We start from the raw sequence: 24145 nt of genomic DNA on the forward strand, positions 1-24145 counted from the left end.
GATAGTTTTGGAGGAGGGACTATCTCAGATGTTATAGAAGTTTTTCTGGGTCAGATAAAGACTGGAAAGGACAATCGCGGTCACTACCAAGGTTAACCCAGCAGCTGTGCCATTGACCGTGAAGGAATAAAAGTATGGAGACATGCCTTCAGGCGCGTAGGAACCCCAAAAAATGACACCAGCGATGAAGTGGAAGATATAGCGACAGAGGCAGGCGAGAAAAGTTCCAGCCCAGATAAGTCCCAGAGCCTGTCCCTTTTGATTAGCTTTCAGTGCAGTTTGGAAGGGAACTGTGACCAGCCCTGCAAATCCGACAACCGTAAAGGCTAGGATATATTCAATCGCCACCTGAGACAGGGAGAGATAGTAGACCTTACCAGCAACAAAGTGAAGTAGTCCCCAAATCAAACCAGCCAAAAGGCCGTATTTGGGACCTCTGCGTAGGCTAAAGAGGACCAGAGGAATCATGCCCCAAGATGGTGAGAACCATTCTAGGAAATCAGGTACGAAAGAGAGGGCCATAGCTAGAGCAGCGAAGATAGCGGCTTCTACCAGGGTACGAGTTGAGTTGTGTGACATAAAAAGCCTCCTTTTGTGGTCACAGAAGGAGGCTGGCAATTACATTCTAGCCAGAATCACAATCCCTACGCTAGTCTTAGCTAGATCAGGTCCTTAGGATTTCGTTTGACGATCTCAGCATCCACGTTTTCGCTTCAGCACTCCCTGTGAAATTATTATACTAATGAGACTATTATAAGAAAGTGTTTTCAGTCGGTCAAGGGATATGCCTGGAATGAAAAAAATCAGGCCGTTTTTGTGGCCTGACTCATCTATTCTTTAATTTCTCCGAAGAGGTATTCGTAGGTTGATTTGGTTTTTTGGGTGACCGCAATTTGGTTGAGGTCCAAAGAGCCATCAAAACCTGGCAAGGAGCCTTCGGAAGTATATTGGTGGAGGTGGTATTCTAAATCAGTTTCTGGCGCAGCTTCATAATAGCCAGAGTTACTTCCATAAGTCGGGAACCAGACAGCATCGAATTGATCAACGGTAATGGCCTGCTCTTGCATGAAGTAGGTGCCGATGTAGATGCCGACTTTTTCAGCTCCAAGTTTTTTCAGTTCTTCACGGAAGGCCTGAACGCCTGCATCCATATCGGTCATGGTGACTTCTTCGACATCAATCCAGTAGAAAGTCGGGTTGTAGGGTGATGCATTTTTGTAAAATAGCTGAGCTTCTTCCCGCATCTCCTTTTCACTAGTACCGAGGGCGTAGGAGTAGACAGCCACAGGAATGTTACGTTTTTGGAATTCCTTGATATGGGTCTTGAAAGATTTATCGACGCCAGTGGTGTGGGCGGCATTGTTATCCTTGGTAATCTGCGATCCTCCAAAAACCCTGACGATAGCTCCAGAAATATTTTTAGATAGGGTATCGTAGTTGATTTGTGAAGGCAGCTGCCAGCCGGAAATATCAATGATAGGATTGAGGACGAGGGTCTCGTCTTCCTCCTCGTTAGAGGTTGTGGTGGATACGGTCGTGGTCGGTTCAGGAATTGTCTGCTGGGCCGTTGCCAGAGTTTTCTGACGAACCTTGGCCTGGTGGGCCTGGGCAAGGACCAGGGTGAGACTGAGTAAACCGAGTACGAAGTAGACCACAATTGGTTTTATTCTTTTTCTCATTCTTACTATTTTATCTCATTCTGTCTTAAAAATCAAAACATGGCGCTTCTTAACCGATTAAATAGTCTAAAACTATAACATAGCATAAAAAATCCATAATTTACAGCTATGCTCTGCAATGCTACAATAGGATTATCGAAAATTACTAGGAGCTGGATAAGGAGAGAACTATTATGGCTAAAAAATATTTTGAACACGTTGGATCATTCTTGCGCCCGCAAAACTTGCAGGACGCGCGTGCTGGCTTTGAAGCAGGTACCGTGTCTGCTGAAGAATTAGCAGCAATTGAAGATGCAGCTATCCGAGAACTGGTCGACCAACAAATCGCGGCTGGCCTCGAAAAGGTGACTGACGGGGAATTCCGTCGCGCATACTGGCACTTGGACTTCTTCTGGGGCTTTAATGGTGTAGACCATATTCAGGCTGCTGAGGGGTATCATTTCCACGATGAGACAACTAAGGCTGACTCAGCTATCGTTTCTGGGAAAATCACCGGCGAAGGTCACCCCTTTGTTCCAGCCTATAAATTCTTGAAGGACTATGTGGACCAAACTGGAGCAGCGGTTGAAGCTAAGTATACTATTCCAGCACCATCTCAATTTTACTTTGAGTTGATCCGTGACGCTGAGCATGTGGCACGTTTGAATGAAATCTATCCTGACTTTGATGTTCTGCGCGAAGACCTTAAAACTGCTTATTTGACTGTTATCAAAGACTTGCAAGCAGCGGGCTTGAAAACCATCCAAATCGACGACTGTACTTGGGGTACTCTTGTAGACGATAACTTCCTCAATGCCTGGGGTAGTGTAACTGGTCAAACTGGTGAAGAAGTCCGTGCTGACTTGTCCAACCGTTTCTTGACTGTCAACAATGATGTCTATGAAAACATTCCCGAAGGGATTACCCTTAACACTCACGTTTGCCGTGGGAACTTCCATTCAACATGGGCAACATCAGGTGGTTATGGACCAGTTGCAGAAACCCTCTTTGACAAGGAAGCCGCTGAAACCTACTTCTTGGAATTTGACAATGAGCGTTCAGGTGGTTTTGAGCCCTTGGCTGAATTCAAGGATCCTAACAAGGTTGCGGTGCTTGGCTTGATTACTTCAAAAGAAGGTAAATTGGAAGACAAGGAAACCATCATCGCCCGCATCAAGGAAGCCAGCCAGTACATTCCACTTGAACAAATCTGGTTGTCAACCCAGTGTGGCTTTGCGTCAACTGAAGAAGGTAACATCTTGACAGACCAAGATCAATGGGCTAAACTAGCACTTGTAAAAGAAATCATTGATGAAGTTTGGGGATAAGATGACCACCAAAAGAATGAGTCGGATAGCCATGCTGGCGGCCCTCTGTGTTGCCAGCCGACAGGCTTTCGCAAGCCTACCCAATATCCAACCCATCACTGCCATATTTCTAATATGTGCAGTTTTTTTGAATCTAACCGACAGCATTCTCATTATGGCTGTGACCATGTTAGTCTCATCCTTTTTACTAGGATTTGGGCCATGGGTGCTCTGGCAGATTGTATCCTTTGCGATAGTTTTGGTCATCTGGTTGGGACTCTACAAACTCATCCAGGTACTCCCTCTTGCCAAAGTCCATCAACTTATTATACAATCTATAGTAGCAGCTCTGATGGGGATTGTCTACGGTGTCGTCATTGATTCGATCGGTGCTCTGCTCTATAGCATGCCTTGGTGGAGCTACGTGATGGCAGGACTAAGTTTCAACCTGGCCCACGCCCTATCAACTCTCATCTTTTACCCCCTGCTAGAACCCATATTTAGGAGATTATTATTCCATGAAAAAGTACCTCACTAGCCTTATCGTTTTCCTATCAGCCCTGTTTTTGGTCGCTTGTGGCAATAGCACAGCTTCTAAGGACGAAGGTCAAGTTAACCTTGTCGTGACCCTTGACACTAACAAGGTCGATGAAACGGTTGATTTTGATGAAGGTGATACGGTTATGGACGTCCTCAAGGACAACTACGATGTTACAGAAAAAGACGGCTTCATTACTGCTATCGACGGTGTTTCCCAAGACGAATCAAAAGGTCTTTACTGGATGTTCGATGTTAATGGTGAAATGGCACCTAAGGCCGCAGACCAAATCGAAGTCAAAGACGGTGACGTCATCGAATTCTACCAAGAAGTCTATAAATAAGGAAGAGGCTGGCTTTCCAGCCTTTTTTGCATGGTCAAATGGCCTAAAAAAAGGTAAAATGGAAGAAAAAGATGATGGAGAGAGACGATGGAAACAAGTTTAGCGGGAGCTCAGGCTTATATTGACAGTCATCAGGAGATGGTGAATCCGAGATTTCGGCCCAAGGCCCATTTGACTGGCCAAGTAGGCTGGATTAATGATCCCAACGGTTTTGTATTTTTCAAGGGGGAGTACCATGTATTTTATCAGTATCATCCCTACAGTTCTTACTGGGGGCCTATGCACTGGGGTCATGCCAAGTCTAAGGATTTGGTCCACTGGGAGCAGTTGCCAGTAGCCCTCGCACCGGATCAAACTTACGATAAGGACGGCTGTTTTTCAGGCTCTGCTATTGTCAAGGATGATAAGCTCTACCTCATGTACACGGGGAATTGCTATTTCGGTGAGGGAGATGCCCGCAATGAGCAGGTGCAGAATATTGCCGTATCTGAAGATGGTATCCATTTTGAAAAGGTGGCTCAAAATCCGGTTGTGACAGGCGATGTCTTGCCAGAAGGTTTGGTAAGGCAGGATTTCCGGGATCCGAAGGTTTTTGAACGTGAGGGTCGTTATTATACTGTTATTGCCTCTCGGCATTCTTCAGAAAAGGGTGTTGTCGTGCTTCTAGGTTCGGATGACCTCATCTCTTGGGAGTTTGAATCCATTTTTCTAGAAGGCGAAGATCATCAGGGAACCATGTGGGAGTGTCCGGACTATTTTGAAAAAGATGGCAAGTCCTACTTAATTGTGTCTCCCATGCACTATGAAAAAGACGACAGCGATTTTGCCAACCTCTTTTCAACGGTTCTGTTCACGGGTCAAGTGGACTGGGAGAAAAAAATCTTTATTCCAGAGAAGGTCCAAGAAATCGACCATGGTCAGGATTTTTATGCAGCCCAAACCATGGAAGATGATCAGGGGCGTCGCATTATGATTGCTTGGATGCAGATGTGGCATCGTGCCATGCCAGCCCAAGATTTGGAAGAAGGTTGGGCTTGTAACTTGACCTTCCCACGTGAATTGATGTTTGAGGGTGGCTATCTCCAACAACGCCCTCTGTCAGAGAGCCTGGCCCAGTTGGATGAACTGGTACTAGATGAGGAACTGACCTCAGCTGTTTATGGGGAATTTGACCTGGAGAGCTCTGCTATGTTTGAGTTGGGAAATGCCCAAGAACATCTAACCTTTGGCTACGATGCGGATAAGGGGCTCGTCTATTTGGATAGGTCTGGCTTACAATATGCAATGGCTGGCCAGGAAAAAGAGCCTGTGACTCGACGGACCGTCGCCATCAAAGCCCATAAAATTGGTGTGCTCATCGACACTAATTCTCTTGAACTCTTTATCAATGACGGACAGGAGACCATGACGGCGACTTGTTATATTGCAGGAGAGCAGAAACTCTCTCAAGTAAGGTAATTGCTCCTAGTTTAGCTCTGCTATTTTACTAGGATGATAAAGAAAACCTATCACTGTGATAGGTTTTAAGTATTTTCATGTTTTTTAAGAAAATGATAAGATAGGTTTATCATTATTTTGGAGGATGATTATGAAGTTGAAAAATATCTTGAAAGTTGGAGCTGTAGCTCTAGCATCAACCCTAGTTTTAGCTGCTTGTGGTTCTAAATCATCAAGTACTGACACAGCAGATACAAAGGCAGCTGAGAAAGAAACTGTTGTTTTAGCAACTGTTGGAACGACTAAGCCTTTCTCATATGAAGCAGATGGTAACTTGACTGGTTATGACATCGAAGTGGCGCGTGCAGTCTTTGAAGGTTCTGAGAAGTACGAATTGAAAATCGAAAAAACAGCCTGGTCTTCAATCTTTGCAGGTTTGGATTCTGATAAGTTCGCTATCGGTGCTAACAACATCAGCTACAACGAAGAACGCGCAGCCAAGTACCTTTACTCATTGCCAACAGCTTCTAACCCACTGGTTTTAGCGGTTAACAAAAACTCAGGCATCAAGTCTTATGATGATATCGCTGGTAAGTCAACTCAGGTTGTTCAAGGAACGTCAACAGCAGCTATGCTTGAAACCTACAACACTGAGCATGCTGATGCGCAAACTAACATCAACTATACCAACGAAGATTTAGCACAAATGTTGCTCAGCCTTGACAGCGGTAAGTTTGATTACAAGATTTTTGAAACTCAGTCTGTTCGTACGATCGTTGAAGAGCAAGGCTTGGAAAACATTGAAATCATCGAGCTTGACCTTGAATCTGACCAAAAACCTTACGTCTACTTTGTTCTCTCACAAAGCCAAGAAGATGTTCAAAAATTCATCAACGAACGCTTGAAAGAACTCTACAAAGACGGTACTTTGGAAAAACTGTCTCAAGAATTCCTTGGTGGCAGCTACCTTCCAGATGCTAGCGAATTTGAATAATCTATGAAAGAGTGGAAAGTCAGCTTTCCCTCTTTTTCCTTGCTTGTTAAAGCAAGCAACCTCAACACTTTTTTAGAAAGAAATTTATGTCTTTTTTATCCATCATTTTAACAATCATTGTTGCCCTGGAGCATGTTTATATCATGTACCTAGAGACCTTTGCGACCCAGTCTGAGACGACTGGCCGGGTCTTTAAGATGTCAGCTGAAGAGCGTTCGCGTAAATCGGTAACAACCCTTTTCCAAAACCAAGGTATCTATAACGGAATTATTGGGCTTTTCTTGTTAATTGGTCTAGTTTTGGGTTTGAAGTCGGTTGTCCTTTTTTACCTAGTCAATGTGGTGTTGGCGGCTGCTTATGGAGCCCTGACTTCTGATAAGGCAATCTTGTTCAAACAAGGAGGCCCTGCAATTTTAGCCTTACTCAGCTTTTTGCTGTAAAATAGCAGAGCTATAGTTTGGAAGATTGAATTTTCAGATATTTCCTATAGCTAAAAACTATAACTAACCCTAATTTCTAACAATTTGATTCCTAGAAGTTCTTATGAGACAATAGTGGCACGATAAAAGAAAAGAGGATTTATCTTATGAAATTGAAAAAATTACTCGGTTTGGCAGGTTTTGCTCTTGCTTCAACTCTTGCCTTAGCAGCTTGTTCACCTGAGTCATCTAGCAAGTCAGCATCATCTGACGAGACAGTTGTCCGTGTTGGGGTCATGAGCTTGAGCGAATCTGAAGAAGCACGTTGGGATAAAATCCAAGAAATCTTGGATGAAAAAGAATCAGGCATCAAGCTTGAATTCACTCAATTTACAGACTACTCTCAACCTAACAAGGCTGTTGCTGAAGGCGAAGTAGACATCAACGCCTTCCAACACTATAACTTCCTCAACAACTGGAACAAGGAAAATAATGAAGACCTCGTGGCAATTGCTGAAACCTACATTGCCCCAATCCGTCTCTACTCAGGTACAGAAAATAACAAGAACAAGTATACTTCTGTTGAACAAATCCCAGACGGTGCTGAAATTGCTGTGCCAAACGATGCGACCAACGAAAGCCGTGCCCTCTACTTGCTCCAATCTGCTGGCCTGATTAAGCTGGATGTTTCAGGGACTGAGTTGGCAACGGTCGCCAACATTTCTTCCAACCCTAAAAACTTGAAAATTACGGAATTGGATGCCAGCCAAACAGCAGGATCTCTTCCATCTGTAGCGGCAGCGGTGGTTAACAATACCTTTGTACTTGAGGCTGGATTGGATTACCAAAACGCCCTTTACAAAGAGCAAAAGGATGAAAACTCTAAGCAATGGTACAACATTATCGCTGGTAAGAAAGATTGGGAAAGCTCAGACTTGGCAGATGCCATCAATGCTATCGTCGATGCTTACCATACAGACGAAGTTAAGAAAGTCATTGAAGAAACTTCAGATGGTATGGATGAGCCAGTTTGGTAAGTCGATAAATTTGAATAAGATTAATGTGAGAATGGAACATTTCCCTAGGGATTGAGTTTGCTCACGGTTATTAACAAATAGGGGACTGGTCATGTGCCACGTTCCCTTTTCCAATGAAGGAGATAGTTATGGTAGTTTCATCATCAGAAGAACAATATCAAAAGTATAAGACGGATAGATATATTCAAGCTGGCATCCAACAGTTAAGTCAATTGATTGCTGCTAAGTCGATTTTTGCCCAACAAATTGGTTTGGCAGAGATGGCTCAGCAATTGAAGGGAATTTTTGAGGCGGCGGGTGCAACGGTAATAGTGGATGAACGCTATAGGGCTCCTTTTGTAATAGCGGAGTTCAGCTCTCCTAAACCAGACGCTAAAACACTGATATTCTACCAACACTATGATACGGTTCCGGCCGATAGCGATCAAGTTTGGACTAAGGGAGCCCCCTTTACACTAACAGAGGATGCCGGGTATCTATACGGCCGTGGCGTCGACGACGACAAGGGACATATCACCGCTAGGTTGACAGCAGTTCAACGTTATATGGCTGAGCAAGGTAGTCTGCCTGTCAATATTATTTTCATTATGGAAGGAGCCGAGGAATCTGCTTCCCTTGATTTAGGAGCCTATCTTTCAGATTATCGTGAGAGACTATCTGGAGCAGATCTCTTAATTTGGGAACAAGGTCGTCGAAACAGTAAAGGACAGTTAGAAATTACTGGTGGAAACAAGGGCATTGTCACCTTTGATTTGTCGGTGCAGTCAGCTGATACGGATATCCATTCCTCCTTTGGTGGTGTAATTGAGTCTGCCAGTTGGTATTTGTTGGAGGCCATTCAGTCTATGCGTGATGCGCAAGGTCGTATTTTAATTGGAGGAATAGCTGAGGCTGTTCAGCCAGCAAGTGAACGTGAACTCGAGCTTGTACGCCAATATGCTCCGACTGACCAAAATGATTTAGCAGAGCTGCATGGTTTGACCTTAGATAGACTAGCTACAGACCGCGATGATTTTTTGAGACGTTTGTATTTTGAACCATCTCTGTCTATCCAAGGTCTGTCAACAGGTTATCTTGGCCAAGGGGTCAAGACGATTTTGCCATCTCAGGCTACTGCCAAGATGGAAATGCGTCTGGTACCAGGCTTGACACCAGAGTTTGTTATGCATAAAATAGAAGAGCATCTTACTTCGCAAGGTTTTAATCAGATTCGTGTTAACATGACCTTAGGAGAAGAAGCCTATCGGTCTGATATGTCAGCACCGGCCATTCAAAAAGTCATTAAACTTGCTTCAGCATTCTACGAGGAAGGCATCTCTGTTCTCCCGACATCACCTGGAACAGGTCCTATGCATCTGGTCTATGAAGTATTGGAAGTTCCCATGGCTAGTTTTGGTCTAGGAAATGCCAATAGTCGTGACCATGCAGGCGATGAAAATATTGCTATCGCTGATTACGTGACTCATATTGAATTAGTAGAGGAGTTAATCGCATCTTATGTCTAAAAAAATGATTCAACTAGACCATATCGACGTGACCTTCCACCAGAAGAACAAGGTTATCGAAGCCGCCAAGGATGTGACCATTCACATTAACCAAGGCGATATCTATGGGATTGTAGGGTATTCTGGCGCTGGGAAATCAACCCTGGTCCGTGTCATCAATCTCTTGCAGGTGCCAACTGCTGGAAAAATTACCATCGATGACGATGTTATCTATGAAAATAAGGTGACTCTGTCGGCTGGGCAATTGCGTGAAAAACGCCGTGAGATTGGAATGATTTTCCAACATTTTAACCTGATGGCCCAAAAAACAGCGGCTGAGAATGTGGCCTTTGCCCTCAAACACTCTGGTCTAAGCAAGCAAGAGAAGGCGGCTAAGGTTGCAAAACTACTGGACTTGGTTGGTCTCTCGGACAGGGCAGATAACTATCCAGCTCAGCTATCTGGCGGACAAAAACAAAGGGTTGCCATTGCACGCGCCCTAGCCAATGATCCTAAAATTCTGATTTCAGACGAGGCCACCTCAGCCCTTGATCCTAAGACGACCAAGCAAATCTTAGCCCTTCTACAAGAACTCAATGAAAAGTTGGGCTTGACCATCGTCCTTATCACCCATGAGATGCAGATTGTTAAGGACATTGCCAACCGAGTGGCGGTCATGCAAAATGGGCGCTTGATTGAAGAAGGCTCTGTCTTGGAAATCTTTTCTCATCCCAAAGAAGAATTGACCAAGGACTTTATCGAGACGGCGACGGGGATTGAGGACGCCATGGGCAAGATTAACCAACAAGCCGTTGTTCAAAATCTAGCCAAGGGAAGTCGTCTTATTCTGCTCAAGTATGCGGGTGCATCAACTGACGAGCCCCTGCTCAATGAGCTCTATAAAAACTACGGTGTCACAGCTAATATTCTCTTTGGGAATATTGAAATTTTGGACCATACCCCAGTAGGTGAGATGATTGTCATCCTATCTGGTGAAGGTGATAATATTGAGGCTGCCTGTCAGGCCATTGAAACTGCGGGTGTCAGTCTTACAATTTTAAAGGAAAGGGAATAGGATGCAGAGCATTTATCATTTTATCGAAGTCTATCTGCCCAATGTCTATAAGATGGGCTGGGATGGTCAAGCTGGCTGGTGGACAGCTATTTATGCCACGCTTTACATGACCTTTTGGTCCTTTGTTATTGGAGGGCTTTTGGGCTTGATTACAGGCTTGTTGCTGGTTCTGACCCAGCCACGTGGAATCTTGGAAAACAAGGTCGTCTTTTGGATTGTGGATAAGATTGCATCCCTTTATCGGGCTATACCTTTTATTATCCTTTTGGCGCTCTTGTCTGGTTTTACACGCTTTATCGTAGGCACCAGCATTGGTCCGACGGCTGCCATTGTCCCTCTGGCTATCTCGGTCTGGCCTTTCTATGCTCGTCAGGTTCAGATCGCCCTATCGGAGCTCGACCGTGGTGTCATTGAAGCAGCCCAGGCATCAGGGGCCACCTTTTGGGACATTGTACAGGTTTACTTTAGGGAAGGCCTACCAGAGCTCATTCGGGTGACGACCATGACCCTGGTTTCGCTGATTGGTTATACGGCTATGGCAGGAGCTATCGGCTCAGGAGGCCTGGGGAATGTTGCCATTTCTTACGGTTACAACCGCTACAACGATGATGTGACCATCGTGGCGACAGTTCTCATCCTGATTTTGGTCTTTGCCGTCCAGTTTATTGGAGATACCCTTACTAAGAAGATTAACCACCGTTAGGTTTAAAAACATAGCAGAGCAGGTCAGAAGACATGTTCTGTTTTTATATTTATGTTGGAAAACCTAGTTTTTCCCTTGTATTGACAGGGCAAATATTTTGGTTTATACTAATTTTTGTTTAAAAATACAAAAAGAAAAGAGATAAGATGAAACGTGCAGTTTGGATTTGGAATCAGACGAGTTTGATTAAACGAATTATTGTTGGAGTATTCCTAGGTGCCATCCTAGGACTAGGTCTACCTAAAGTGACCGTCATTGGGTTACTAGGTAATCTGTTTGTTGGAGGTCTTAAGGCCGTCGCTCCGCTATTGGTCTTTGCCCTGGTAGCTAACGCCTTGTCTCAACATAAGGAGGGGGCTTCGACCAACATGGGGCGCGTAGTGGCACTCTATTTGATAGGGACCTTTGCGGCGGCATTGGTTGCAGTCTTAGTTAATTATGTCTTCCCCTTGACCCTGACCTTGACCGATGTTGCAACGACAGACGTCAGTCCACCGCAGGGGATTTCTGAGGTCTTTCAAGGCTTGCTTCTTAAGTTGGTTGATAATCCAATCAATGCTCTTGCAACCGCAAATTACATCGGTGTGCTCTCTTGGGCTGTAGTCTTTGGCTTGGCTCTGAGAGCTTCTTCAGAAACGACCAAAGATATTCTATCTTCGTTGGCTGATGTCACCTCTGAGGTGGTTAAATGGATTATCAATCTAGCTCCTTTTGGAATCATGGGCTTGGTCTTTACGACCTTGTCAGACAATGGAATCGGAGTTCTTAAAGATTACGGTGTTTTGATTTTGGTTTTGGTAGGGACGATGGCTTTTGTTGCACTGGTGATTAATCCTTTAATTGTGTTTATGATGTTGCGGACCAATCCTTATCCACTGGTTCTTCGCTGTTTGAGGGAGTCTGGTGTGACGGCCTTCTTCACGCGCTCTTCTGCAGCCAATATTCCTGTCAATATGAAACTCTGTGAGGACTTGGGGCTAAATAAAGAGGCTTACTCCGTATCCATCCCACTCGGAGCGACTATTAATATGGCTGGTGCTGCTATTACTATTAATGTTTTGACGCTAGCAGCTGTCAATACTCTAGGAATTGAAGTTGATTTTGCGACGGCGCTTTTACTCAGTGTTGTAGCTGCAATCTCTGCCTGTGGAGCGTCTGGTGTGGCTGGTGGATCACTCTTGTTGATTCCGGTGGCTTGTAGTTTATTTGGGATCTCTAACGATTTGGCCATGCAGGTGGTTGGTGTTGGTTTTATCATCGGTGTTATCCAAGACTCCTGCGAGACAGCCCTCAATTCTTCTACAGATGTGATCTTTACAGCGGTTGCGGAGTGGAGTCAGAAGGCAAAATAATCTTAACTATTAGAAAGGTTGGACATAGGTTCAGCCTCTTTTGTTATAGTTTTTCCTTATAGCTAGTTCTTAATAGTTCATATTTTACAGAGGCTTTCTGGTATGGTAGAATGAAATATACGTTTTTTGTGGTTTTATCCTTCTTGTCTTGCTGTTTTCCATTCGGTTTCATGGCTGAGCAGGAGAGGTGATGACCACAAGTCAGAAAGGAATTTCATGGGAAATCATTTATTAGTCTTGCAGTCGGACTTTGGTCTGGTGGACGGTGCGGTCTCAGCCATGACAGGGGTTGCCTTGCAGGAGGATCCGACACTTGGTGTTCACCAATTGACGCACGACATCACACCTTATAATATTTTTGAAGCTTCTTATCGCCTCTTCCAAACGGTTGAGTATTGGCCAGAGTGGACGACATTCGTCTCTGTTGTCGATCCTGGTGTGGGTTCTAAACGTCGTAGTGTTGTGGCCCTGACTGAGCAAAATCATTATATCGTCACACCGGACAACGGGACCTTGTCTTACCTGAAAAAGCATGTTGGGATTAAGGCCTTACGCGAGATTTCTGAAGTGGCCAACCGTCGTCAGAATACGGAGCATTCTTACACCTTCCACGGACGGGATGTCTATGCTTATACGGGTGCAAAACTGGCTTCTGGCCACATCACCTTTGAAGAAGTCGGACCGGAGCTGGACGTGAATACCATCGTTGAATTGCCAGTGGTTGAAACAGAAGTTTCAGACAACTGCGTTCGCGGTGCAGTGGATATCCTGGATGTTCGCTTTGGATCACTTTGGACCTCTATCACACGTGAGGAGTTCTACACCTTGTCACCTGAGTTTGAGGACCGCTTTGAAGTGACTATCTACAACAATGATATGTTGGTCTACCAAAACCAAGTCACCTATGGTAAGTCCTTTGCGGATGTCCGCATCGGTCAACCTATCCTATATATCAACTCCCTCTACCGCGTCGGTCTGGCCATCAACCAAGGTTCCTTTGCCAAGGCCTATAACGTCGGAGTCGGCTCAAACTGGAAAATTGAAATTAAACCTGTCTAAGCGTAGTGAAATGGAGAAATGGAAATGAAAAATAATTCAACTAAAAATGTTGTTGCGATTGGTATCGGGGCTGCCCTCTTTATCTTGATTGGGATGATCAATATTCCAATCTTTGGAAATACCAGCATTCAGTTGCAATATGCTGTACAGGCCCTGTTCTCAGTGATTTTTGGTCCTGTCGTTGGCTTCTTTATGGGCTTCATCGGTCATGCCCTCAAGGACGCCATCCAATACGGTGGTGTTGCCTGGGCTTGGGTTCTTGCTAGTGGCTTGGTTGGTCTTGGTATCGGTGCCTTCCGTCGTTTTTACGATGCGACTAAGGGCTCGCTTAGTGCTAAGGAACTGGTTTTCTTTAACTTTGTTCAAATTGTGACCCTCTTTGTAGCCCATGGCTTGGTTTGTCCAATGGGAGACCGCATCCAATACGCTCAAGAGTGGTCTTACCTCTTTACTCAAGGGGTCGTTGCTGCGACTTCTAATGCCATTACCATTGGTGTTGCAGGAACAATCTTACTAGTCGTTTATGCACGGACCCGTACACAGTCTGGTTCATTGACCAAAAATTAAGAAGTTGGGGCGGGGCAGTTGCCTAGTCCCTCTCTTGCTTTTAGGAAGAAATAGCGGAGCGATTTTTAGAATTACACTATGACACATCCTATTATTACCTTTAATCATTTCACCTTCAAGTATGAGGTTCAGGCGGAGCCGACCTTGAAGGAGCTTAATTTGACTATTGAGAAGGGCCAAAAGGTCCTTATCGTTGGTCCTTCAGGTTCTGGTAAGTCAACCATCGGTCAGTGTCTCAATGGCATTATTCCCAATATCCATCGCGGAGAGGTCTCTGGTAGCCTGATGATTGATGGTCAGGAGGCTTTTGACCTGTCCATTCACGATAAGTCCCAGCTGGTATCGACGGTGCTCCAAGATCCAGATGGTCAGTTCATAGGCTTGACTGTTGCTGAGGACATTGCCTTTTCCCTGGAAAATGACGGTGAGTCCCTGTCTGAAATGCGGGAGAAGATTAATCTCTGGGCAGACCGGTTGGAACTCTCAGACTTCTTGGACCACCGTCCTCAGGATCTCTCTGGAGGTCAAAAGCAACGAGTTAGTCTGGCTGGTGTCCTGATCAATGAGAGTCCGATTTTACTCTTTGATGAGCCCTTGGCTAACTTGGATCCCAAGTCTGGCCAGGATACGATTGATCTGATTGACCGGATCCATGAGCAGACGGGGGCAACCACTATCATTATCGAGCATCGCTTGGAGGATGTGCTCTACCGTCCTGTAGACAAGATTATTCTGATTAATGACGGGCGGATTCTCTTTGATGGCCATCCAGATGATTTGCTCAAAACAGCCCTTCTAGTTGAAAATGGCATTCGAGAGCCACTCTATGTGACGACCCTCAAGCATCTGGGGCTTGACTTAACTAGCTTAGCTGGCCTGTCCAGTTTAGACAAGCTGGATCTGGGAGACCTTAAGCCTGAACTTGCTCCTGCAGGAGCTTTGCCATTGGCCCAAGAACCTTTGCTAGAAGTGGAAAATCTAACCTTTGCTTACCGGGAAGATGAGCCGATTTTGAAAGGCGTGAGTCTGGAGATTCATGCGGGTGAGCGCTTGGCGATCGTTGGGAAAAATGGGGCTGGTAAGTCAACCTTGGCTAAGGCTCTAACTAAGTTTATCGATGTGGCTGGGCAGTTGCGCTATAAGGGTCAGGATATTGCGAGTGATTCAATTAAAGAGCGGGCTGAGCGGATTGGATTTGTCCTGCAGAATCCTAATCAGATGATTAGCCAAACCATGATTTTTGACGAAGTGGCTCTAGGGTTACGCTTGCGTGGGGTGGCAGAGGATGAGGTAGAAGAGCGCGTGCATGAGGTTCTCAAGACCTGTGGACTCTATGAGTTTCGGACTTGGCCAATTTCAGCCCTGTCCTTCGGTCAGAAGAAACGGGTGACCATCGCTTCAATTTTGGTGCTTAATCCTGAGATTATTATTTTAGATGAGCCGACGGCTGGTCAGGACAAGGACCACTATACGGATATTATGACCTTCCTGGATGATCTTCATAAACAGGGGCATACCATTGTGATGATTACCCATGACATGCAGCTGATGATGGAGTATTCCGACCGCTGTATTGTCGTGGCAGATGGACAGATTTTAGCGGATGCTAGTCCCCTGGAAATCTTTGGTCAGGAGGAACTCTTGGCCCAGGCCAATCTCAAGAAGACTAGTATCTATGATTTGGCGGAGCGGCTGTCACTTGACCCGGTTGCCTTGACTCAGTTTTACATTGCAGCAGAAGGAGGTACCCATGGCTAATCGTCTTATTGGTTATCGTGAAGGAGAAGGTTTTCTCTATCGCCTCTCTGGCGCCAGCAAGTTACTCTTTTTTGTCATCGTTTCTATCGCCTGTATGACGACCTATGACACTCGGCTGATTTTGGCGGTCAGTTTATTCTCGCTGTTCCTATTCAAGCAGGCTAAAATCAGGTGGCGCGACATTTCCTTTGTGATTAAGATTATCATGGTGATTGCCACCTTTAACGTCATCATGGTCTATGTTTTTGCGCCTTATTATGGTGGGAAACTTTATGGTACGGAGACCATTCTGATCAAGGGTTGGGGTTGGTTCTACCTGTCAGCCCAGGAGTTGTTTTACTTGTTAAATCTCCTGCTCAAGTATTTCTGTACTGTTCCCATGGCGATTTTATTTTTGATGACGACCCATCCTAGTCAGTTTGCGGCCAGTCTCAACCAGATTGGCGTACCTTATCGGGTGGCTTACGCGGTCAGCTTGACGCTCCGCTATATTCCCGATATCCAGGAGGAGTTCTTCATGATTCGGACTTCCCAGGAGGCGCGGGGGCTTGAGTTGTCGGAAAAAGCAGGGCTCATGCAGCGGATTAAGGGCAATCTGCAGATTGTTATTCCACTGATATTCTCATCGCTAGAGCGGATTGATACGGTCTCGACTGCCATGGAACTTAGACGCTTTGGCAAGGAGAAAAAAAGGACCTGGTACACCCACCAAGCCTTTACGAATGCGGACTGGTTAACGATCGGTCTGGCAGTCGCTATCTTAGCCGTCAGTCTAGGACTGATTTTCGTCAACCACGGCAGGTTCTATAATCCATGGGCGTGATCAACAAAATCTATGTTTTTAAAAGGCCTGGCTCAAAGTTAGAGTACAGGTCTTTTGTGTTATACTATAAGCAAAGTAAGGGCTTACTAGGTTTATAGGATAGCGTAAAGGAGGCCACAAGAACATGAAAAAGAGCGTCAAAATGTTAGTAGCATTAGTCATTATTGTAGTCGTCGGAATTGGAGGGTTTGCCATGCATCAACATAAGGAAAAGGAAAAAATGATTGCCATCGCCACTAGTGAGGAGGCCAAGAAGGTGTATGAGGATAAATTTCGTAGAGAAGATGCTTTGGCTTTGACTGAAAAGGGAGTTATTCGGAGTTACTGCATAGATGAAAATAGTTTAGAATATAATCCTATGGGAGGATTGATGGTAAGAGTGATCGTCAATCAAGATTCTAAATCTTATATTAACTTTAACCTAATTGATAATGGAGATGACACCTATCATTCTGCTTATTATGTAATATCAGCTAAATTAGATCGCTTGTTGGTGGGAGAGAAATGATTTATGGCTAAAAAATATATTGACGACATCAATCTTCAAATTGCAATGACAGAGTATAATGAAGATATGACGTATGGAGATAGAGTTGATGACCAATATGATAGAACAATTGGAAGGGTAATCCAAGTCTACGACAATGAACGTGGATTCCTTGGTTTTGGTTCAGGCGAGCAGGTTTATGCGGTAGTCGCAAATCCTAATCAAGCCCCCATTGAGGTTACAGAGGTCACCGTCCTCTTTCGAGGCTCAACAGGTCCGGATAAAATCTTGTCACAGCCCCAAGATGTTTGGAACGACTGGGTGGAGAATGAGATTAGAGGAGTAGTATAAAATGTATAAAAATTAAATTTTATATTATACTATAAGAAAGGTAAGGGCTTACTAGGTTTATAGGATAGCGTAAAGGAGGCCGTAAGAACATGAAAAAGAGCGTCAAAATGTTAGTAGCATTAGTTATTATTGTAGTCGTCGGAATTGGAGGATTTGCCATGCATCAACATAAGGAAAAGGAAAAAATGATTGCCATCGCCACTAGTAAGGAAGCCAAGAAAGTGTATGAGGATAAATTTCGTAGAGATGATCCGAAAGCCTTGACAAAAGATGGTATTATCCGCAGTTATAAAGTTGATGAAGACAGTCTAGACTATAATCCCATGGGTGGACTGATGGTTAATGTCATCTTAAATGAAGATGCATCAAGTATTGTTGGTTTCAATCTCATTGATAATGAAGATGGAACATACTTTTCAGCCTATTATACTGAATCTCCAAATTACTACAAACTGTTTCCTGAGGGAGATGAATGATGTCTAAAAAAAATATTAATGATATTGATTTACAAGTTGCTATGACTGAGTACCAACCAGGACTTGATGTAAATATTAAAATTAAAGACCAGTATGACCGTCCTATAGGTACCGTCACCCAAGTCTACGACAATGAACGTGGATTCCTTGGTTTTGGTTCAGGCGAGCAGGTTTATGCGGTAGTCGCAAATCCTAATCAAGCCCCCAGTGAGGTTACAGAGGTCACCGTCCTCTTTCGAGGCTCAACAGGTCCGGATAAAATCTTGTCACAGCCCCAAGATGTTTGGAACGACTGGATGGAGAATGAGATTAGAGGAGTAGTATAAAATGTATAAAAATTAAATTTTATATTATACTATAAGAAAGGTAAGGGCTTACTAGGTTTATAGGATAGCGTAAAGGAGGCCGTAAGAACATGAAAAAGAGCGTCAAAATGTTAGTAGCATTAGTTATTATTATAGTCGTCGGAATTGGAGGGTTTGCCATGCATCAACATAAGGAAAAGGAAAAAATGATTGCCATCGCCACTAGTAAGGAAGCCAAGAAGGTGTATGAGGAGCATTTGAAAAAGCAAGATTCAAATGCATTTAGTGAGACCGGCTTTGTTCAGTCTTATGAGGTGGATCAAAATAGCTTAGAATATAATCCTATGGGAGGATTAATGGTTTCGTTAGTTATAAACAACGATAAGAATATGATTGTTGACTTTAACTTAATTGATAACGGAGATGGAACATATTCTTCAGCATATTATGGGAGCTCTCCAAAATTTTGGAAAACTAGAGATAGTTATAAGCAGGAGTTAGTTGATGAGTGAAAAATATTTAAATGATACCAATCTTCAAATTGCGATGACAGAGTATCAACCCAATATAGGTAAGATTGAAAATTATGAGGTTATTGACCAGTTTGAAAATACTATTGGAGTCGTCACCCAAGTTTACGACAATGAACGTGGGTTCCTTGGTTTTAGTTCAGGCGAGCAGGTTTATGCGGTAGTCGCAAATCCTAATCAAGCCCCCAGTGAGGTTACAGAGGTCACCGTTCTCTTTCGAGGCTCAACAGGTCCGGATAAAATCTTGTCACAGCCCCAAGATGTTTGGAACGACTGGGTGGAGAATGATTTAGTTTTAGGGACTCGAATATTAATGGAAGACCATACCCCTATTAAGTTGAGTGATGATCAGTCCACCATGCAACTTCAAGCTTCTGCGGCTGCCCTTAAGGACATAATGGAAATCTATCCTAATGCCAAGATTAATATTTACGCTCATTCCCTTGGTTCCATGGATGCTCAGTATTCCATGGCAGACCTGTCTGAAGAAGACATTAAACGTATTGCGAGTGCCCATATCTATAACGGCCCCAATATTTATACCCTGTTAACACCGGTACAACAAAACCGAGTTGACAGTATTAAAGGTCGTGTATACAATTATGCGGACCCTAAGGATATGATTAGCATGGTCGGGCGTGATCCTGACAAAGGGAGTATAGGCTCTGTAGGGATGGTTTTTTATGCTGATTCTAAAGATATAGATTTTGTAGACCAGCATATGACCTATGGATATCAATTAGATGGAGATGGCAAGATTAAGTTAGCTAATGATTCTCAAAGTCTGATTTATAATTCGGTCTTATCTGGCGTAGTATCGCTGGAAAGCAAGGGAGCTGCCTATGCTGATGGAGGTTTCACTGCTGCAGAGAAATTTGTACTTGATAGTGAATTAGCAAAGCTTATCGGGAGTTCGTTAGCTAAAACTGCCCAAGAGGGGACAGAAGAAATTAGGACCGATCGAGATACAGCGATTCAAAAAGCGGACGAAATATACCAGACACTCACTGAAGTTCCTTGGGGATTCATTCTTAGTCCAAGCGAGGTGAAGGCGGCCTATGATGCAGGTGGGGTAAATTACCAAACTTTGGTAGGGGCTATGATGGAGACACTAGATCCTAAGGTAGAAAAAGCAGAGAAAATTTCCCAACAGTTCACAGAATTAGAGAAATCTATAAGCTCGGGAATTGAGACAGCTTTGACTAAAGATGCGGAGCTAGCCACCCAGGTTGTCCAATTAACAGCCTCTTAGTGTTTTAGGATAGAGGAGGGCAATCAATGGGAAAGAAGTTCGATGCCGCTCATGAGGCTTTGAAAAAAGCGGAGCGAGAATTAGAAGATTTGGAAGTCCAGCATGTTAAACAAGTTTACCAATTTGAACAACGTTTCATGTTGTTGGAGGATAAGAAGAGGTTTTTGGAAAATCTCATAAGGGAGAAGTCTGACGCGGTGATGGCCCATCTACAACGTTCTATAGCTGATGTGAGTGAGCAGTTGACGGTACATCATCAGATGACATCTCAATTTATGAACGAAACCGAAGACCAATACCGGCATTATAAGCGTCAACTCGATGATGAATTTGAGTATTTTGAAGACAACTATCGTCGGGAACATCAGCGAAAAATTGATAGGGTCACCTTGGCTAAGCGTCAGAGAGATTTAGCTTTTCAAGAGGATATTGATGATAGGAAACGTGACTTATACTAAAGGTAAGTCCTTGGTGAAATGATGAGAGAGTATACAGATGAGTTGGTTTGAAGATTTTAGTAAACATGTGAACCAGTTTATGTCAGATGTTGGGAATGATTTAGTTGACAGCTACGAGACACTTCAGAAAAAGGCTATTCAGTTGGAAAAAACGCTAGAAAAAGCGTATGTCACTTATACTTTAGCACCTGTTAAAATTCGTGAGTGCTATATACTAAGGAAAGACTTCCAAGATAAACTACATAAGACAGCTACTACCACTAAATCAAACCTTTCGGCCATTAACTCACAGATTGGTAGTGAGAGTGATATCATACAGGGGCAATTTTCCAAAAAAATTTCAGGATCTGTGTCGGATTTTATAAAAGGCTATGACGATATTTAGATAAAAGAAAGAACTCAAGCAGAGTATGTGGATTAGAGTAAGCTTTTTATCTTTTTAATGCCCTGTTTTTAATTTGCTCTGAGATTCGATGGAATCACTCTGCTAGTTGAACTCGTAAAGAAAATTAATGTTTAAACGGCTCTTTTTCAACCCACTCCAGAAATTATAGAGCCGTTCAAACAAATATAAGTAACTCAAAAGAGCTGGAAGCTATTTCCAACTCTTTTTTGGTTTTTCATACTCACACAAAATCTCAACAGAAAAGGCAGATTGACGTAGGCATAGCTGAATTTAGGCAGGGAAACCTAACGCCATATAGCTTTGATTTTGGTAGAGTATCAACTCAAATATCCCAGATAGTCGAACTCTTCAAAGGTACGAGAATTGGCGATGGCAAGGACCGTTACACCGGCTTCCAAGGGCTTGTCGACAAGGATGTGGGTATCGACAGGTCCGGTCTTTTCCTTGCGGATGCCGATGAGGTTGAGGTCATATTTTTGGCGGATGTTGAGCTGTTTGACCGTCTTGCCAACCCATTCTTGCGGTAGGGTAAATTCAACCAGGGAGATGTCTCCTTCCAGGTGGAAGATGCTGTCGATGGTCGACCGCATAATCTCAGAAGCAGAAATTTTAGCCGATTGGCGCTCAGGGGAAATAACCACGTTAGCCCCGATGCTATAGAGGACTTCCTCATAGACATCGCTCTTGGCTTTGGCGATAATCTGCTGGACGCCCAGCTTTTTACAATTCATAACCGCCAGCACGGAGGCTTCGAGATTGTTTCCAGTCGCTATTATAACGGTATCACATTGGTCGATGCCACTGTAGCGTAGAAATTCCAGGTCTGTGATGTCACCGATAACGGCTCGGCTAACCAGATCCGCCACGGCTTCGATGTGGCTTTCCTTAAAATCGATGGCGATGACCTCTTGGTCAAACTGGCTGAGCTCCTTGGCCAGGGTTTGGCCGAAGATACCGAGACCGAGGACTCCAATAATTTTTCGTTGCATATATTCTCCTTAAGACTCACTCAAAATCTCAATAGGCAGGGCAGGATGACTTAGGCATCAAAGAGATAGGCAAGGCAACCCGAGGATCTATTGTTTTGATTTTCGAAGAGTATAAAAATAGCAGAGCTAACCTAAAATAAGGTCCGCTTTAGCGTAAGGGATGGATTTCTCAGTGCGCTGACGCAGGCTGAGCAGGACGGTAATGGGACCGACACGGCCGATAAACATGAGGGCCATAACGATAAAGCGTCCAGGTATTGACAGGTGAGGTGTGATGTCCATGGTCACCCCAACAGTTGCCAGGGCTGAGAAAACTTCAAACAAAAGTCCAAAAGGATTGAGGGTTGGCTCAGTTTCTAAGAGCAAGAGATAACCGGTCACTAGGACAGTAAAGAAGAAAATTAGGACAGTCAGGGTCTGCTTAATCAAGCTATCTGAGATGGTCCGGTAGTGGAAGGAAACATGAGAATGCCCCTTGATTTCTGCCCGGAAGAGCAGGAAAATCACAGCCGCTATCGTGACCTTGAGCCCGCCAGCAGTCCCTCCTGGGGAACCTCCGATAGCCATCTGCAGCATGTAGAAAAAGTTGGTACCTTGCTCAGCTGCGGAGTAAGAAATGGTCGCAAAACCAGCTGTCCGCATGGTCACTGTCTGAAAGAAGGAAACCAGAAGTTGGTCGGGCAAAGCGTAGGTCCCAATCGTCTCTGGATTGGTCCGCTCCAGGATCCAGGAGATAAGGGTTCCAAGACTGAGGATGATGGCGTTGGTGTAAAGGACCAGTCGGGTTTGGATGGAAATCTTGTGAAAGGCCTGTTTGAAAGAGAGAGGGCCAGACAAGAATTTCTTGTTCCTCTCACGCAAGTCAAACCAAACCCCGAATCCGAGTCCTCCAGCCAGAATGAGAAAGGCCACGGTCAAGTTAATCAGAGGATTTTTAGCAAAGTCCATCAGACTGTTGCTACCAAGGTTGTCAAAACCTGCATTGCAGAAGGCTGAGATCGCGATAAAGATGCTGTTGAAGATACCGTCTGACCAGCCGTAACGTGGGATGAAATCCAGCATGAGAATCAAGGCACAAATCCCCTCAATCGCAAAGGTCAGCTGGAAGACATGATAGAGGTAGTCTCTTAGTCCCTTATGGGAGTCCTTACTGATGGCAGACTGCAGGGTGGCTTGGTTGGAGAGGGAGAGTTTACGCCTCAAGGTGTAGTAGGACAGGGCAATCAAGCTGACCAAACCCAGCCCTCCGATTTGGATGAGGCAGAGGCAGAGAATCTGTCCCATGCGATTATAGACATCCGCTACCGCAAAGACTGATAGACCTGTCACACAGACCATGGAGACCGTTGTAAAGAGGTGGTCCAGATAAGTTGTGGCCGGTGCATCAGCTACATGAAAGATGGGCAGAGACAGCAGGATAGACCCTGTCGCAATCACTAAGAGAAAGCTGAGTGAAATCCGCTGGGTGATGGAGAGTTTTTGGAATAATTTTGTCATGACCTCTCCTAGAGCGGTTTTTTATTGGGCAGGCCAGCCTTACGCGGATACTTGTTGGGAGTTTCTTTTTTCTTCTCAACGATGGTCAGGTAGCGAGGGTCGCGATTAGGGAGCTGGTAGTCGCGGTTTTCGATGACTTGAGAAAAGAGCAGAGCGAGGGCATTTTTAGCCTCAGTCAACTCATTTTCAGCGGCAGCAGCCTTGAGGGCAATCAATCGTCCTTTGATTTTGAGGAAGGGAATGGTCAACTCAGACAGGACCTGCATGCGGGCAACAGCTCTGGCTGTGACGATGTCAAACTGACCCCTAAAAGTCTTATCCTGACCGAAGTCTTCCGCTCTGCCATGGTAGAAATGAACGCCAGTCAAGCCAAGCTCCTCCGCTAAGAGGTTAAGGAAGTTAATTCGCTTGTTGAGGGAGTCGATGATGGTGACCTCAAGTTGAGGGTAGACAATCTTCATGGGGAGGCTCGGAAACCCAGCACCCGCACCGATATCTAGAAGTTTAAACTCGTTTGGAGTGATATCGCCTTGAAGGATAGGAGCGAGGGAGTCATAAAAGTGCTTGAGGTAGACCTCGTTTTTGTCTGTGATGGCGGTTAAGTTGATTTTTTCATTCCACTCAACCAAGAGTTCAAAATAGCGTTCGAATTGGGCTATCTGTTTGTCGGTGAGAACAATACCCTGGTCAGCCAGGGCCTGATAAAATTTCTGAGGGGTCATAAGGTGCTCTTTCTTGTTTGTAATGGTCCTATTTTACCATAAAACGGTTGGTTTCTGCCAATTAAAGGAAAACGTGCTATAATAAGAGTAATTACACTAGAAAGGCTATGGTATCCAT

The 24145-nt window shown here is 44.4% G+C and carries 28 protein-coding genes and 1 riboswitch; of the genes, 23 read left to right on the forward strand and 5 right to left on the reverse strand.

The annotated features are described in order from the left end of the window. Window positions 1–24: 24 nt before the first annotated feature. Both thiT and ACFORF_RS06380 read right to left on the reverse strand, forming a co-directional pair. Window positions 25–579, reverse strand: a complete 555-nt coding sequence (thiT, locus tag ACFORF_RS06375; RefSeq protein WP_380426516.1) for an energy-coupled thiamine transporter ThiT — start codon at window positions 577–579, stop codon at window positions 25–27. 44 nt (window positions 580–623) lie between these two features. After that, window positions 624–734: riboswitch (TPP riboswitch) on the reverse strand. A 96-nt stretch (window positions 735–830) separates the two neighbouring features. Then, a complete protein-coding gene (locus tag ACFORF_RS06380; protein ID WP_380426517.1) occupies window positions 831–1679 on the reverse strand; it encodes a glycoside hydrolase family 25 protein in 849 nt (282 codons plus the stop codon). Window positions 1680–1852: 173 nt separating this feature from the next. Here ACFORF_RS06380 and ACFORF_RS06385 point away from each other — a divergent pair, with 173 nt between their 5' ends. The 23 genes from ACFORF_RS06385 (at window position 1853) to ACFORF_RS06495 (ending at window position 20798) form a co-directional block, all read left to right on the forward strand. Continuing rightward, the gene (locus ACFORF_RS06385) at window positions 1853–2986 is read left to right on the forward strand and encodes a 5-methyltetrahydropteroyltriglutamate--homocysteine S-methyltransferase (RefSeq protein WP_380426519.1); all 1134 of its coding nucleotides are present in this window, start codon (window positions 1853–1855) and stop codon (window positions 2984–2986) included. Between the two features lies 1 nt (window position 2987). After that, window positions 2988–3503, forward strand: coding sequence for an ECF transporter S component (locus ACFORF_RS06390; RefSeq protein WP_380426521.1), 516 nt, complete (start codon window positions 2988–2990; stop codon window positions 3501–3503). After that, window positions 3484–3846 (forward strand): DUF4430 domain-containing protein, encoded by a 363-nt coding sequence (locus ACFORF_RS06395; RefSeq protein WP_380426523.1) that lies wholly within the window; start codon window positions 3484–3486, stop codon window positions 3844–3846. The genes ACFORF_RS06390 and ACFORF_RS06395 overlap by 20 nt, the downstream gene beginning before the upstream one ends. Before the next feature lie 87 nt (window positions 3847–3933). Further along, on the forward strand, window positions 3934–5304 hold the full coding sequence (locus tag ACFORF_RS06400) for a glycoside hydrolase family 32 protein (RefSeq protein ID WP_380426525.1): 1371 nt from the start codon (window positions 3934–3936) through the stop codon (window positions 5302–5304). A 130-nt stretch (window positions 5305–5434) separates the two neighbouring features. Continuing rightward, window positions 5435–6277: an amino acid ABC transporter substrate-binding protein gene (locus ACFORF_RS06405; protein ID WP_380426527.1), complete on the forward strand. Its 843-nt coding sequence runs from the start codon at window positions 5435–5437 to the stop codon at window positions 6275–6277. An 86-nt stretch (window positions 6278–6363) separates the two neighbouring features. Beyond that, a complete protein-coding gene (locus tag ACFORF_RS06410; RefSeq protein WP_380426529.1) occupies window positions 6364–6717 on the forward strand; it encodes a DUF1304 domain-containing protein in 354 nt (117 codons plus the stop codon). Window positions 6718–6863: 146 nt separating this feature from the next. Next, window positions 6864–7733 (forward strand): MetQ/NlpA family ABC transporter substrate-binding protein, encoded by an 870-nt coding sequence (locus ACFORF_RS06415; protein WP_380426531.1) that lies wholly within the window; start codon window positions 6864–6866, stop codon window positions 7731–7733. A 128-nt stretch (window positions 7734–7861) separates the two neighbouring features. Then, on the forward strand, window positions 7862–9238 hold the full coding sequence (locus tag ACFORF_RS06420) for a M20/M25/M40 family metallo-hydrolase (RefSeq protein ID WP_380426533.1): 1377 nt from the start codon (window positions 7862–7864) through the stop codon (window positions 9236–9238). Next, window positions 9231–10292 carry a methionine ABC transporter ATP-binding protein gene (locus ACFORF_RS06425; RefSeq protein WP_380426535.1) on the forward strand — a complete coding sequence of 354 codons (1062 nt, stop codon included), beginning with the start codon at window positions 9231–9233 and terminating at the stop codon, window positions 10290–10292. Before ACFORF_RS06420 ends, ACFORF_RS06425 begins: the two co-directional genes overlap by 8 nt. Before the next feature lies 1 nt (window position 10293). Next, a complete protein-coding gene (locus ACFORF_RS06430) occupies window positions 10294–10995 on the forward strand; it encodes a methionine ABC transporter permease (protein WP_380426537.1) in 702 nt (233 codons plus the stop codon). 146 nt (window positions 10996–11141) lie between these two features. Next, entirely contained in the window at window positions 11142–12347 is a 1206-nt protein-coding gene (gene sstT / locus ACFORF_RS06435) for a serine/threonine transporter SstT (protein WP_380426539.1), read from the forward strand. A gap of 216 nt (window positions 12348–12563) precedes the next feature. Beyond that, a complete protein-coding gene (locus ACFORF_RS06440; protein WP_380426541.1) occupies window positions 12564–13406 on the forward strand; it encodes an SAM hydrolase/SAM-dependent halogenase family protein in 843 nt (280 codons plus the stop codon). Window positions 13407–13430: 24 nt separating this feature from the next. Further along, a complete protein-coding gene (locus ACFORF_RS06445; protein WP_380426543.1) occupies window positions 13431–13973 on the forward strand; it encodes an ECF-type riboflavin transporter substrate-binding protein in 543 nt (180 codons plus the stop codon). A gap of 78 nt (window positions 13974–14051) precedes the next feature. Continuing rightward, the gene (locus tag ACFORF_RS06450) at window positions 14052–15731 is read left to right on the forward strand and encodes an ABC transporter ATP-binding protein (protein WP_380426545.1); all 1680 of its coding nucleotides are present in this window, start codon (window positions 14052–14054) and stop codon (window positions 15729–15731) included. Beyond that, on the forward strand, window positions 15724–16554 hold the full coding sequence (locus ACFORF_RS06455; RefSeq protein ID WP_380426547.1) for an energy-coupling factor transporter transmembrane component T family protein: 831 nt from the start codon (window positions 15724–15726) through the stop codon (window positions 16552–16554). Before ACFORF_RS06450 ends, ACFORF_RS06455 begins: the two co-directional genes overlap by 8 nt. A 124-nt stretch (window positions 16555–16678) precedes the next feature. Then, entirely contained in the window at window positions 16679–17062 is a 384-nt protein-coding gene (locus tag ACFORF_RS06460) for a DUF1310 family protein (protein ID WP_380426549.1), read from the forward strand. 3 nt (window positions 17063–17065) lie between these two features. Further along, window positions 17066–17392 (forward strand): hypothetical protein, encoded by a 327-nt coding sequence (locus ACFORF_RS06465; protein WP_380426551.1) that lies wholly within the window; start codon window positions 17066–17068, stop codon window positions 17390–17392. A gap of 89 nt (window positions 17393–17481) precedes the next feature. Beyond that, complete coding sequence (locus ACFORF_RS06470) at window positions 17482–17868, forward strand: DUF1310 family protein (protein ID WP_380426553.1); 387 nt, start codon at window positions 17482–17484, stop codon at window positions 17866–17868. Beyond that, window positions 17868–18194: a hypothetical protein gene (locus tag ACFORF_RS06475; protein WP_380426555.1), complete on the forward strand. Its 327-nt coding sequence runs from the start codon at window positions 17868–17870 to the stop codon at window positions 18192–18194. The genes ACFORF_RS06470 and ACFORF_RS06475 overlap by 1 nt, the downstream gene beginning before the upstream one ends. Window positions 18195–18283: 89 nt before the next feature. Then, window positions 18284–18685: a DUF1310 family protein gene (locus tag ACFORF_RS06480; RefSeq protein WP_380426557.1), complete on the forward strand. Its 402-nt coding sequence runs from the start codon at window positions 18284–18286 to the stop codon at window positions 18683–18685. Next, a complete protein-coding gene (locus tag ACFORF_RS06485) occupies window positions 18678–19955 on the forward strand; it encodes a triacylglycerol lipase (protein ID WP_380426559.1) in 1278 nt (425 codons plus the stop codon). Before ACFORF_RS06480 ends, ACFORF_RS06485 begins: the two co-directional genes overlap by 8 nt. 26 nt (window positions 19956–19981) lie before the next feature. After that, window positions 19982–20413: a hypothetical protein gene (locus ACFORF_RS06490; RefSeq protein WP_380426561.1), complete on the forward strand. Its 432-nt coding sequence runs from the start codon at window positions 19982–19984 to the stop codon at window positions 20411–20413. Between the two features lie 37 nt (window positions 20414–20450). After that, on the forward strand, window positions 20451–20798 hold the full coding sequence (locus ACFORF_RS06495) for a hypothetical protein (RefSeq protein WP_380426563.1): 348 nt from the start codon (window positions 20451–20453) through the stop codon (window positions 20796–20798). Between the two features lie 338 nt (window positions 20799–21136). Here ACFORF_RS06495 and ACFORF_RS06500 read toward each other — a convergent pair whose 3' ends face one another. The 3 genes from ACFORF_RS06500 to rsmG form a co-directional block, all read right to left on the reverse strand. Beyond that, window positions 21137–21808 carry a potassium channel family protein gene (locus ACFORF_RS06500; protein WP_380426565.1) on the reverse strand — a complete coding sequence of 224 codons (672 nt, stop codon included), beginning with the start codon at window positions 21806–21808 and terminating at the stop codon, window positions 21137–21139. A gap of 126 nt (window positions 21809–21934) precedes the next feature. Continuing rightward, window positions 21935–23305 (reverse strand): TrkH family potassium uptake protein, encoded by a 1371-nt coding sequence (locus ACFORF_RS06505; RefSeq protein ID WP_380426567.1) that lies wholly within the window; start codon window positions 23303–23305, stop codon window positions 21935–21937. 8 nt (window positions 23306–23313) lie between these two features. Continuing rightward, window positions 23314–24027 carry a 16S rRNA (guanine(527)-N(7))-methyltransferase RsmG gene (gene rsmG / locus ACFORF_RS06510; protein ID WP_380426569.1) on the reverse strand — a complete coding sequence of 238 codons (714 nt, stop codon included), beginning with the start codon at window positions 24025–24027 and terminating at the stop codon, window positions 23314–23316. Window positions 24028–24145 lie beyond the last annotated feature (118 nt).

Origin of the sequence: Streptococcus caprae (assembly GCF_042649745.1) — a bacterium.
Taxonomy (GTDB): Bacteria; Bacillota; Bacilli; order Lactobacillales; family Streptococcaceae; genus Streptococcus; species Streptococcus caprae.